Origin of the sequence: Pseudoalteromonas sp. Cn5-37 (assembly GCF_021532495.1) — a bacterium.
Classification (GTDB): Bacteria; Pseudomonadota; Gammaproteobacteria; order Enterobacterales; family Alteromonadaceae; genus Pseudoalteromonas; species Pseudoalteromonas simplex.
The window spans coordinates 1-12,477 of the sequence record NZ_JAKGBA010000010.1 but is presented as its reverse complement, the minus strand read 5'-3'; the positions used below and the strand labels follow the sequence as shown (position 1 = coordinate 12,477).

At 41.3% G+C, this 12,477-nt stretch carries 11 protein-coding genes and 1 pseudogene; 11 read left to right on the top strand and 1 reads right to left on the bottom strand.

Annotated features, from left to right (window positions below):
• Positions 1–30: 30 nt before the first annotated feature.
• The 11 genes and pseudogenes from L1266_RS13015 (at position 31) to L1266_RS12965 (ending at position 11,685) form a co-directional block, all read left to right on the top strand.
• Entirely contained in the window at positions 31–1,191 is a 1,161-nt protein-coding gene (locus tag L1266_RS13015) for an HDOD domain-containing protein (protein ID WP_138602479.1), read from the top strand.
• Between the two features lie 369 nt (positions 1,192–1,560).
• Positions 1,561–2,766 carry an aspartate aminotransferase family protein gene (locus L1266_RS13010; protein ID WP_054552417.1) on the top strand — a complete coding sequence of 402 codons (1,206 nt, stop codon included), beginning with the start codon at positions 1,561–1,563 and terminating at the stop codon, positions 2,764–2,766.
• A gap of 80 nt (positions 2,767–2,846) precedes the next feature.
• Positions 2,847–3,863: an arginine N-succinyltransferase gene (gene astA, locus L1266_RS13005; RefSeq protein ID WP_054552418.1), complete on the top strand. Its 1,017-nt coding sequence runs from the start codon at positions 2,847–2,849 to the stop codon at positions 3,861–3,863.
• A gap of 18 nt (positions 3,864–3,881) precedes the next feature.
• A complete protein-coding gene (gene astD, locus L1266_RS13000; protein WP_166340658.1) occupies positions 3,882–5,351 on the top strand; it encodes a succinylglutamate-semialdehyde dehydrogenase in 1,470 nt (489 codons plus the stop codon).
• A gap of 128 nt (positions 5,352–5,479) precedes the next feature.
• Positions 5,480–5,827, top strand: a complete 348-nt coding sequence (locus L1266_RS12995) for a DUF3802 family protein (protein WP_235377663.1) — start codon at positions 5,480–5,482, stop codon at positions 5,825–5,827.
• Positions 5,828–5,973: 146 nt separating this feature from the next.
• On the top strand, positions 5,974–6,387 hold the full coding sequence (locus tag L1266_RS12990; RefSeq protein WP_054552421.1) for an OsmC family protein: 414 nt from the start codon (positions 5,974–5,976) through the stop codon (positions 6,385–6,387).
• 88 nt (positions 6,388–6,475) lie between these two features.
• Positions 6,476–7,288, top strand: coding sequence for an adenosylmethionine decarboxylase (gene speD / locus L1266_RS12985; protein ID WP_054552422.1), 813 nt, complete (start codon positions 6,476–6,478; stop codon positions 7,286–7,288).
• Positions 7,289–7,406: 118 nt separating this feature from the next.
• Complete coding sequence (locus L1266_RS12980; RefSeq protein WP_235377662.1) at positions 7,407–8,885, top strand: NAD(P)H-hydrate dehydratase; 1,479 nt, start codon at positions 7,407–7,409, stop codon at positions 8,883–8,885.
• Between the two features lie 420 nt (positions 8,886–9,305).
• Positions 9,306–10,253: pseudogene (locus tag L1266_RS12975) on the top strand (IS30 family transposase).
• Between the two features lie 208 nt (positions 10,254–10,461).
• A complete protein-coding gene (locus tag L1266_RS12970) occupies positions 10,462–11,166 on the top strand; it encodes an HNH endonuclease (protein ID WP_235377661.1) in 705 nt (234 codons plus the stop codon).
• A gap of 72 nt (positions 11,167–11,238) precedes the next feature.
• Complete coding sequence (locus tag L1266_RS12965; protein WP_235377660.1) at positions 11,239–11,685, top strand: MbcA/ParS/Xre antitoxin family protein; 447 nt, start codon at positions 11,239–11,241, stop codon at positions 11,683–11,685.
• A gap of 114 nt (positions 11,686–11,799) precedes the next feature.
• Here L1266_RS12965 and L1266_RS12960 read toward each other — a convergent pair whose 3' ends face one another.
• Entirely contained in the window at positions 11,800–11,988 is a 189-nt protein-coding gene (locus L1266_RS12960; RefSeq protein ID WP_235377659.1) for a helix-turn-helix transcriptional regulator, read from the bottom strand.
• Positions 11,989–12,477 lie beyond the last annotated feature (489 nt).

Below are 12,477 nucleotides of genomic sequence, written 5' to 3'. Positions count from 1 at the left end.
ACAAATATGACCGACAATACGCCTGTGCAAATGACTGAAGAAACCCGACAACAAAGGACTGCGATGGTGCTTAATGAGCGCGCGCACGATCTTTTGCTTGGTCATAGTTTTGCGCAGCGCCAAATTGGCTTTATTCATACCTTAGAAATCGATTATGGCGAGTCAATGGAGCAACGTACTTTATTAGAAGTAGAAGTTGCTGCTGAAAAAAAACGTCAGAAGGTAAGTACGGCGCATCATAAATATCGTGCTCAAGCGAGTAAGCAGTTACATCAAGTTATTGAAACAGCGATGAATAAGCAGCTTGAAGATATTGATACTGTAATTCACGAAACGATTGGGATTCAAGACAGTGTACCTGCTATTTTAGATATTTTAGCTGTACGTTCAGCTTCAGTGGGTCGACTTGAGCCTTTGGTTAAAGATTTAAGCTGGCTGGGGCGCGAGCTAGTCGCGTTTGTGAACTTGCCTTTTTACCGTCAACAACGTAATAAGCATACTTCCGTTAAAGTTGATAACCCGCTTTTAGCACTTCGTTACATTGGTTTAGATAACTTGAAGTTTGTCGTGCCGACATTTGCTGTACGCCACTGGATGCCCCATAGTACTGAGCCATTCCCGCTTTTAAAGCGTCGACTAAGAGATAATTCAATGGCGTGTGCCATTGCAGCGCAAGAAATAGCAAAGCTAAATGGCGTAAATGAAGAACATGCATTTACGCTTGGAATGCTGCTTGATGTTGGGAAGATTGCCTTAGTACGTTTGTATTTACGCACTTTTGAGCGAGTTTGGCAGCGTAAAGTAACTATGGCGCGTGATGAACAAAAGAAAGACTTGCATACTGCATTATTAGAGCTCAAGCCTGATCCTTTGTTTTTAAGTAGTTTGCTTAGCAAGTTGTCATTAAAAGTAACCGCAACAGTAATTGAACAAATGGCCTTTAGGTATTTACCATTTAATGCGGTGATGCAGCAGTTAACGACTCCATTAGCTAAAAACGATGAATATTTGCCGCTTACCAAGGTGATTTTAAAAGCACGTTGTTACGCTCAGTTTTTAAGTTTAAATGAGCATCAATTGGTCGAAAGTGACGAAACTGAGCGTTGGTTTGCACACTTCGATTTCACTAAGGAGGAGCTTGAACAGTTAGCTAAATGCAATTTTGAGCACTTTCATATCCAAATTAATTAAAAAAATTGTTAATTTTTTTGCGACTATTCATTCATTGTTTATCAATCCACAGCGACAAAGTTTTTGTCATTAGCCAGTGCTTGGCTCACTAGCCTTACGCCTTTTTGTAGTATTTCGAGCAAAAAAAGGCCTTCAAATAGTTATTCACTATCCATGAAAAAATATCTCAAGCCCTTTGTTTTCAAGGCCTGCATGAAAGTTTTCTAAGAGACATAACGAAAATTTTCTGAAATAATGGATGAATGAAAATTGAACCAAAGAGTAATTTTGGTGATTTTGCGCTAAGCTCAATCGGCTAAGTAAAATGGCTTAGTTTTGCTTTAAAGCGCCACCAAACTCTGTGTGTGCTTACAATTATGAGGATATAAAATGACAGTCAATCGCGAATTATTTGATCAAGTAATGGTTCCAAACTATGCACCATCAAGTGTTATTCCTGTTCGAGGCGAAGGTTCTCGCGTATGGGACCAAGAAGGTCGCGAATTTATCGATTTTGCGGGTGGTATTGCTGTTAACTGTCTTGGCCATTGTCACCCAGCTCTTGTAAGTGCATTAAAAGAGCAAGGCGAAAAGATTTGGCACTTATCAAATGTAATGACTAATGAGCCAGCGCTTCGCTTAGCTAAAAAGCTAACTGACGCAACGTTCGCTGAAAAAGTATATTTTGCTAATTCAGGTGCAGAGGCAAATGAAGCGGCACTTAAACTTGCACGCCGTTTTGCACTTGATAACTTTGGTGAGCAAAAGTCACAAATTATCTCATTCAACAAAGGTTTCCACGGCCGTACTTTCTTCACTGTAACAGTAGGCGGTCAAGCTGCATACTCTGATGGTTTTGGTCCAAAACCTGGTGATATCGTTCACTGTGACTACAACGATTTAGCGGCATTTGAAGCGCTTATCTCAGACAATACTTGTGCGGTAATGATGGAACCTCTACAAGGTGAAGGTGGCATTATTTCGCCAACTGCTGAGTTTGTTGAGGGTGTTCGTGAACTGTGTACTAAACACAATGCACTACTAATCTTTGATGAAGTACAAACCGGTGTTGGCCGTACGGGTGAGCTTTATGCTTATCAAGGTCTAAATGTAACTCCAGATATCTTAACGACTGCAAAAGCATTAGGTGGTGGTTTCCCTATCGGTGCGATGATCACCACAACTGATATTGCTAAGCACTTAAAAGTGGGTACTCATGGTTCTACTTACGGTGGTAACCCACTTGCGTGTGCAGTAGCTGAAGCTGCATTCGACACAGTAAATACACCAGAAGTACTTAACGGAGTTAAAGAAAAGTCAGCGTTATTCCGTGAGTTACTAACTGCGATTAACGAAAAGTACAATGTATTCACTGAAATCCGTGGCGAAGGTCTATTAATTGGTGCTGTAGTAACAGAGCAATTCAAAGGTCGTGCAAAAGAGTTTTTAGTGGCTGGTACTGCAGAAGGCGTTATGTCTTTAGTAGCTGGCGCTGATGTTGTTCGTTTCACTCCGTCACTTGTAATTCCAGAAGCTGATATCCGCGAAGGTATGGCTCGTTTCGAAAAAGCAGTTGCAAAAGTCGTTAACGGCTAAACGAAACTGTCATTTCAGGGCAAGTTAAGCTTGCCCACATTTCTTAATTTACCGTTATTTATAAGGGAGCAAGCGGACTTATGATGATCCTTCGCCCAATCCAGCAAAGCGATTACCAAGCGTTAGTAAAGATTGCTGATGAGTCAGGCCATGGCTTTACGTCTTTGCCTAATAATGAAGAGTTATTACAAAAGAAAATTGATCATTCTGTCAGCTCATTTGCAAAAGCTGCGCAACAGCCAGGTGATGAAGGTTACTTGTTTGTTCTTGAAGATAGCGAAACGGGTGAAGTTGTAGGGACTTCGGGGATTGAAGCTGCAGTTGGTTTAGATGATGCTTTTTATCATTATCATCTAAGCAAAGTGATTCATTCTTCTCGTACGTTAGACGTGTATAAAGCCGTTGATATATTAACCCTGTGTAACGATTACACCGGCGCAACTGAGCTGTGCACATTATTCTTAAAAGATGGCTACCGTAAAAATAATAACGGTAAATTGCTTTCAAAAGCGCGTTTTATGTTTATTAATCAACATAAAGAGCGTTTTGCTGACACCGTAATTGCTGAGATGCGTGGTGTTTCTGATGACAATGGCGAAAGCCCATTCTGGCAATGGCTAGAAGAGCACTTTTTCTCGATGGACTTTCCAACGGCAGATTACTTAACGGGTATTGGCCAAAAAGTATTTATTGCCGAGTTAATGCCTAAGTATCCTATTTACGTCAACTTACTGAGCAAAGATGCGCAAGCTGTGATTGGTCAAGTGCATGATAATACTCGCCCTGCGATTGAACTTTTAAAGAGCGAAGGTTTTACGTTCAATGGTTATGTAGACATTTTTGATGCAGGCCCAACTGTTGAAGCAAAAGTTGATAACATTGCTACAGTGAGAAATGCCCAAACGGTTAAAGTAGAAATTGGTGAAAGCCAAGGCGACACTACGGTATTGTTAGCAAATGATAAAATTGCTGATTTTAGAGCAACCGTGACTCAAGTTAGCCTATCATGTGATGCCGATAGCATTACAATCTCAAGTGAATTAGCAAAAGCACTTCACTTAGAAGCGGGTGATTCAGTATCACTTGCAAAACTATAGAATTCAGGAGACATATTAATGACTCATGCAGCGCAATTTATTAATGGTCAATGGCAAGCAGGCCTTGGTCATACTTTTCAATCTGTAAACCCAGCAAATAATGATGTAATTTGGCAAGCAAACACTGCCACTGCTGAACAAGTAGACGGCGCAGTCGCTGCTGCACGTGAAGCATTTTACAGCTGGGCTGATAAAACATTTGCAGAGCGTTTAGCGATTGTAAAAACATTCGCAGAAACGCTTAAAGAGCACAGCGAAGAATTAGCGATTGCTATCGCACAAGAAACAGGTAAACCACTTTGGGAAACACGCACTGAAGCAGGTGCGATGGTGGGTAAAATTGCTATCTCTGAAAAAGCATTTTTAGAGCGCACAGGTGATGTTGAAAACCCAATGCCACAAGGGCGTGCGATGATCCGCCACAAGCCTCATGGTGTAGTAGCTGTGTTTGGTCCTTATAATTTCCCTGGTCACTTACCAAATGGTCACATTGTGCCTGCACTTCTAGCTGGTAATACCGTGGTATTTAAGCCGTCTGAGCTAACGCCAGCAGTTGCTGAGTTAACGTTAAAGTTATGGCAAAAGGCTGGCCTGCCTGCAGGTGTTATCAACCTTGTGCAAGGTGAAGTAGAAACGGGTAAAGCGCTGGCATCTCATAAAGGGATTGACGGTTTATTCTTTACGGGCTCTTCGCGCACTGGTCATATTTTACATGAACAGTTTGCTGGTCAACCGGGTAAAATCTTAGCCTTAGAAATGGGTGGTAATAACCCGCTTATCGTTACTGATGTTGCTGATACTAAAGCGGCTATCCACGATATTATTCAATCTGCGTTTATCTCTACAGGTCAGCGTTGTACATGTGCGCGTAAGTTATTTTTACCAGCAGGCGAGCAGGGTGACGCCATCCTAGCGGGTCTTATTAAAGCAACGAAAGCAATTAAAGTCGGTGACTACGACGCAGAAGATCAACCTTTCATCGGGTCAATGATTTCTTCAGCGGCAGCAGCTGGTATGGTCAAAGCGCAACAGCAGCTTGTTGAGCTTGGCGCAGAAGTGCTTGTTGAGCTTACACATAAAGAAAATACCGGTTTCGTAACTCCGGGTATTTTAGAGTGTACAAATGTAGCTAACTTCCCAGACGAAGAGCACTTTGGACCACTGCTTAAAGTATTCCGTTTCACTGATTTTGATGCTGCTATTGATAAAGCGAATGACACAAGCTTTGGTTTATCAGCTGGCTTATTAAGCGACAGTGCAGCAGATTACGACCATTTCCTACGTCGTATTCGTGCGGGTATCGTAAACTGGAACCGTCCTATCACGGGTGCATCAAGTGCTGCACCATTTGGTGGTATTGGTGCATCAGGTAACCACAGAGCAAGCGCATATTATGCTGCTGACTATTGTGCATATCCGGTTGCTTCGGTAGAACTTGAAAAAGTAGCAATGCCAGCGACATTAAGCCCAGGCTTAAAAATTGATTAATAATCGTAAGTCATTACAAAAAGCAGCTTCGGCTGCTTTTTTTGTATGAGATGCTTGGCAAAGGTAGCAATTAAAAGCGCTTTCTGCTTAAATCTAAAGAGATAGTTTTTTATTAGGTGTGTAGTCGTATGGTTTTAGATAGGCAAGGGTACGATGATCTTGTCATGTATCTCACTCAAAATTTAGCGCTTTTTGAGAAGCCGGGTCAAATTAAACCAGGAGCTCCAACAGTGTTAGAGCTGATTGAAGATATGATAGCTGAAAATGTCATGTTACTTTGCGAGCAACACACTGAGCTTAGTACTGAACAACGCAGCCAAATTGTTCGCGAAGTCGACGGTATCGTATATGACTTACAAGAAGTGCTAAGCAGCGTCACCAATCATACAGTAACCGTTGAACAGCACGCGTTTATAGATGAGTTTGCTGGATTAGTGAAAAACTTATTTGATAGTGCTGTTGTAGAAAGTGCTTAATGTATAAAGCACAACACAATTTCTAGTCTTTAAGCGAGCAGCTCAACGTTAGGCAACTCGCTTTCCTTTAAAGCTCACCTCTTATCCCTTGCATCTGTGTGTGACTTGCTTACAATCAAGCAAAATAACTTTAAGAGATAAAGCACATGCAAGCGAATGTAAAATGGGTAGAAGGCGATACGTTTATTGGCCTTTCAAATTCAGGTCATAATGTAGTTTTTGATGCAGGTAGCGATAGTGCTGCGCCAAGCCCAATGGAAATGGTTTTAATGTCAGCAGGTTGTTGTTCATCTGTTGATGTTGTTAGTATTTTAAAAAAAGCCAAGCAGTCATTTTCTGATGTGCAAGTTAAGCTAACAGCTGAGCGTGCTGAATCAGCGCCTCGCGTGTTTACTAAGATTAACCTACACTTTGTGGTTACCGGTGATAATGTCTCTGAAAAGCACCTTGCAAGAGCGGTACAACTGTCTGCTGAAAAGTATTGTTCTGTAGCCTTAATGCTTGATAAAACAGTAGAAATTACGCATAGTCATGAAGTTGTGCAAGAACAGGTAAAATAACGCTTTTTCCGAGCAGAAAATTCGTATAAAATCCGCGAACTTTTATTTCTGCTGGTGCAGGTTTCACTCGTTTTAAGGTTGGTTTAGCATGAATAAACCCTTCGATAAAATTAAGCTTCATGGCTTTAATAACTTAACTAAGAGCTTAAGCTTTAGTATTTACGATATTTGTTACGCAAAGACGGAACAACAGCGTAAAGAATATATTGAATATATCGACGAACAGTACAGTGCTGATCGCCTTACCGATATTTTAGGTGAAGTTGTGGATATTATTGGCGCAAACATTCTAAATGTTTCTCGCCAAGATTATGATCCGCAAGGTGCCAGCGTGACAATCTTGATCTCTGAAGAGCCAATTGAGCAACAAACAACGTATGACGTTGATGAGGCGCCGGGCCCTCTTCCTGAAACAGTAGTAGCGCACTTAGACAAGAGCCACATCTGTGTTCACACATACCCAGAAGCACACCCTGATGATGGTATTTGTACGTTCCGTGCTGATATCGAAGTATCAACGTGTGGCATTATTTCGCCATTAAAAGCGTTAAACTTCTTAATTCACAGCCTTGAGTCTGATGTTGTAACAATTGACTACCGCGTACGTGGTTTTACTCGTGACGTAGATGGTGTTAAACACTATATCGATCACGCAATTAACTCAATTCAGAACTACATGACTGAAGATACCAAAGAAGCGTACCAAATGATGGACGTGAACGTGTATCAAGAGAACTTGTTCCACACGAAGATGATGTTAAAAGAAACTGACTTGAATACTTACCTATTCGGTGTTTCTACAGCAGATCTTTCTGAAGAAGAAGAAGAAGTTATCTACTCTAAGCTGACCCGCGAGATGCAAGAAATCTTCTACGGTCGCAACTTACCAGACACTGAGTAAGTCACTAAAGCTTTAAAGAAACGGCGCGTAATGTAAGTTACGCGCCGTTTTTTTATGCCTCATTGACTGCACTTATCTGTGCTTATATGCTGATTAAAAGGCCAATTTAAGGATAGATATGTCAGTTGTTCTCTCGCAGTCAGTATTTTTAGCAGAGCAAGTGCGTGACCATGAAGGACCCGCAGCTAAGCGTTCTGGTATCACCTTGTATGAGCTTATGGAGCGAGCAGGGCTGGCAACTTATCAGCAAGCTATCAGCTATTTTCCTAAAGCAAGAACATTCGTTGTGTTAGCGGGCGTTGGTAATAATGCCGGTGATGGTTATGTTGTTGCTCGTTTAGCTAAACAAGCGGGCAAACAGGTTACGGTTATTGCAGCAATACCTGATAAACCGCTCAAAGGTGATGCGCTCAGTGCTCAGCAAGCTTGGCTCAACGCAGGAGGGACAATTACCGCTGATGCCAGTGCTATTGAGCAAGCAGATATCATTATTGATGGCCTGCTTGGCACGGGAATTCAAAGCGCGGTGCGCGAGCCTTTTTCACAGCTGATTAAAGCTGCCAACGAAAGCCAAGTGCCGATAGTTGCTATTGATCTACCTTCAGGCATTCATGCAGACACAGGTGTCGTACAAGGAGTGGCAATAAAAGCCGCGCTCACTGTGACTTTTGTGGGGATTAAACAAGGTTTAGTGACAGGGCAAGGTAGAGCGCATGCAGGGACATTAGAGTTTAATGATTTAGGTATTGAAGATGCCTTTTTAAAACTGACATCACCCACGGCAGAGCTTATCAATTATCAGACACAGCCGAGGCTTTCTGATCGCGATAACAACAGCCATAAAACCAGCCATGGTAAATTGCTGTGTATTGGTGGTAATTCAGGCACTGCAGGCGCTATTCGTTTAACTGCAGAGGCAGCGCTTCGCACCGGTGCGGGCATGGTCAAAGTGTATACCCATAGTAGCTCTATTCTACCAGTGAGTATTGGCCGGCCAGAACTAATGGTGACAGATACAAACCTGATTAGCGCCCTAGAGTGGGCAACCTGTGTGGCTATTGGCCCAGGACTTGGTCAAGACACTTGGTCGGAAACAACCTTTGAAGCAGTAATGCAGTATTGCTTTACTAATAATAAGCCTCTGGTTATTGATGCAGATGCACTTAATTTAATGGCTCAGCATGCTTCGTCATTTCCATTGGCTAATACCGTAATCACACCACACCCCGGTGAGGCTGCAAGGTTACTTAATTGTCGCGCTCGCGATATTGAAGAAAATCGCTTTCATGCGGTAAAGCAGCTCGCACGTAGCTATACCACTACTTGTGTACTCAAAGGTGCTGGCAGTTTAATTGCTGATAATAACCAAACATGGGTGTGTACCGACGGTAACCCTGCACTTGCAGTTGGTGGCAGTGGCGATGTATTAACAGGTATCATAGCGGCACTAATCGCACAGGGGCTTACTCCTCAGCAAGCAGCTTGCTTAGGCGTAACCTTACATGCAAAAGCCGGTGACATTGCCGCAGAACGTGAAGGCGAAAGAGGCATGTTAGCGAGTGATTTGTTTGTGATAGTGAGGGAGTTGGTTAACTGAGCCGTCAGCCGTCAGCCGTCAGCCGTCAGCCGTCAGCCGTCAGCCGTCAGCCGTCAGCCGTCAGCCGTCAGCCGTCAGTTTCTGATAGCTGACAGCTTAAAACTGATAGCTAAAAGAAAACCCAGCCGAAGCTGGGTTTTTTAAGCGAGGTGCTTGGGGATGATTACATCATGCCGCCCACCTGCAGGCTTTCAAAGACTTTGAAAAGAGTTCTTCTAATTTATACCCCAAAAAATCCCCCTAACTCAATGAAGAGAGGGATATTAATACGTTTCTAATCAAATCAGTTTTTCAATGGAAAGTAAATAGAGAAGACCCAAATTCAGATAATAAGTGCACCACTCATGGTTAAACGGTGAGAAGAGATCAACTGCCTGTTGGTTGTACTCTATCGTCGCCAAACAAACAGAAGCATTTACCATGAGTTACAAGCAGTTGAACGCAGGACAAAGATACAAGATAGAAGCCTACTTACGCGAGGGCTTTAGTTATCGAGAGATAGGCAAACGCCTGAAAGTCAGTCATAGCACCATTAGCCGAGAAATCAGACTAAATAGAATCCGGGAAAATCACTATCTACCCGAAGTCGCCCAAGCAAAGACACTCAAAAGGCACGTTCAAGCCTCAAAGTCGGTCTATCTAAGCTTACCATCACCTTTGTTGAGTTCGGATTAAAACAAAAGTGGAGTCCCGAGCAAATTGCAGGCGTGGCCGGGTTATTGGGCTTTCAGTGAGTCATGCGTGGATTTACGATATGTGCAACGGGATAAATTGAGTGGCGGCAAGTTGTTTAGGCACTTACGACAAGGCCATCGACGATATCGCAAAGGTCGTCGTGCGAAGCGTGTCATTATCCCGAACCGGGTGGGCATTGAGCACCGCCCAGCGATTGTTGACAAGAAAAGACGGTTCGGTGACTGGGAAGCCGATACCGTACTGGGTAAGCATGGAATGGGTGCCATAGTCAGCCTAGTTGAATGCCAAAGCAAGCTTTATTTAATACGTAAAGTGCCAGCAAAGAGCGCGGCAGACGTAAGCAGAGCCATGATAGGCATGCTGTGGCGATATCGCCGTCATGTGCATACGATAACCGCTGATAATTGCAGCGAGTTCTGTGACCACGAGCTAGTTGCAGATAAGCTCAACACTGATATTTATTTTGCGAATCCGTACTCCTCATGGGAGCGCGGATTGAATGAAAACTTCAACGGTTTACTGCGCCAGTACATACGCAAAGGCACGGATTTAAGAACGGTAACGGATAAGCAGGTTGCCGATGTAGAACGTGCGCTAAACGCCAGACCTAGAAAGTGCCTAGGTTACAAACAGCCTGTCGTTGTGTTTAACGAATTACGCAATTCAGCCTAATTTAGCGAATGGTGCACTTCTGGGTTGAATTCGCGCATAAATGATGAAATAGTTTTTGTAAGTCATAAATCATTAGTCGTTTGTTTAAAAGCTGTATTGAAGTGCCAGATAATTTGCTTCAGTATTGGAAGATAATAAAAAGGAGTCATTCAATTTGAAATCAAAATCAACAAGTTGAATGCTTATTCAAAAAAGGAAATCATACAAGATGAGTTATAAAAAGCTTAATAGTGCTGAGGCTATTTTAGAGGCAATTCAAGAGTACAAGGCTCTTGGACGTGAAAAATATTTTATAAAGTACCATTGTAAGCCTTCGACAAATAAAAATTTTACTTATTTTTTGTGTCACGAAGGAGTGCTTTACGAGTGTAAACCTATATTTATAGGGGCATATTATAATCAGTTCGGTCATCATCTAGAGAATACAGCCACAAGTGGAGTAAAAAACTCCCTAAAACCAATTTTAGAAAGGTTGGGGTTTTCTATTTACTCAGAAAATGATAGTGAGGTACCTGATGACATAGGTGAGCAGGTTTCGAAGCAGCCAAAAAGATCCTCAACATACGTCAATAGAGTAATTCGAAATTCACAGATCGCCGAAGAACTTAAACAGCTATATAATTATAAATGTCAGATATGTAATGAAGCATTAGAAGTACCAAAGGGTTTTTATGCCGAAGGCGCGCATATTAAACCTTTAGGTTCTCCTCATCATGGTCCTGATACGACTGAAAACCTACTATGCCTTTGTCCTAATCACCATTTACTTTTTGATAAGAAAGCTATTGTCATCCAAGATGACCTTACACTAGATTTCAAAGTAAAGAATGATGGGAAAAATATAAAATTAACAGTCCATTCTGCACATAAAATAGATAAATCTTTTATTAAGTATCATAGAGAAGTAGTTTAATAGGAATCTAAACCCTAATGATTTTTGGGGTTATGCATTGCGACTTTATTGCTCTTTACTATTGGTTTTTAAATGACAGAAAAGAATAATATTAAAACGAGTTCACCTGACTTTTTGTGTGTTGTCACGAGTGGAACTTTATCTTTTAAATCTAGTCATTTAGATGAAATAAAGCTAATTAGAGAGGGTATTAAAGCTGAAGGTGTACTTGAACTTGCAAAGTCATTGAACTGGAGCATTGACTACACAGCAAAAGCTTTAGGTACAACAAGTAGAACATTAAGATTTTTTAAAAATAAGCCTTTAAATCAAAAGTTAAGCGAGAATGCAATCGAAATTGCGAGGTTGAGTAGTTTTGGTATTGAATATTTTAATAGTATAGAGGCATGGGGGGAATGGTTAAACAGGCCAAGCTTTCACTTTAATGCCTTGCCTCCTTATTGTTTTTTACAAAGTATCCGAGGGCGCTACTTAATAAAATATATCATCCAAAAGCTACGCTTTGGGTTTACTGCATAATCTGAAAAGTGGATTTTTTATATATATTGTATTTAATAAGTGAATGACTCACTCATTTTGCACTGATTACAGTGCAAAATATGGAGTATTTCTAGCAGGCATTAATTTAACTTCTTAAGTACGTTCTTTTCTAGATATGAGCCAATTGTCTATATCTTTTGCAAAAAAGCCAATTGACCTTGTTCCAAGCGAAATAGCTTTTGGGAACTCAGGATTTGCTCGTAATCGAAATAATGTGCTTTTACTTATGTTTAGTTTTTTTACGAGTTGTTGGGGGCGGATAATTTCATTTTCTAATTTCATTGTATAATTCCTAAAGCATTTTCATAGTCTAATGGAGCTTACAATATTTTAAATGAGCTTATAGTAGAATGTTTGAGGAATGAGGGGTAGTTCACATTAATAATAAATCTACCTTTCTCATTTATAGTGATTCGATGAACCTACCTATATTATCGGATCACATTGCTCCGATGGTTCCAGTTTTAGTATTGCTTCTACATTATCTGAGATCTGTTTAATCTGAATATTTGGTTTACTTGATGTTTAACTAATTCATCAAAAGTATCGGATCACATTGCTCCGGTCGTCGGTGATAATGTGGTTCAGCATTATCTGAGATCGGTTAAATCTGAATATCTGGTTTGCTTGATGTTTCAGTAAATCCATCAAAAGTATCGGAGCACATTGCTCCGGTCGTCGGTGATAATATGGTTCAGCACTATCTGAGATCGGTTTAATCTGAATATCTTGCTTACTTGATGTTCAATGAATTCATCAAAAGTATCGGAG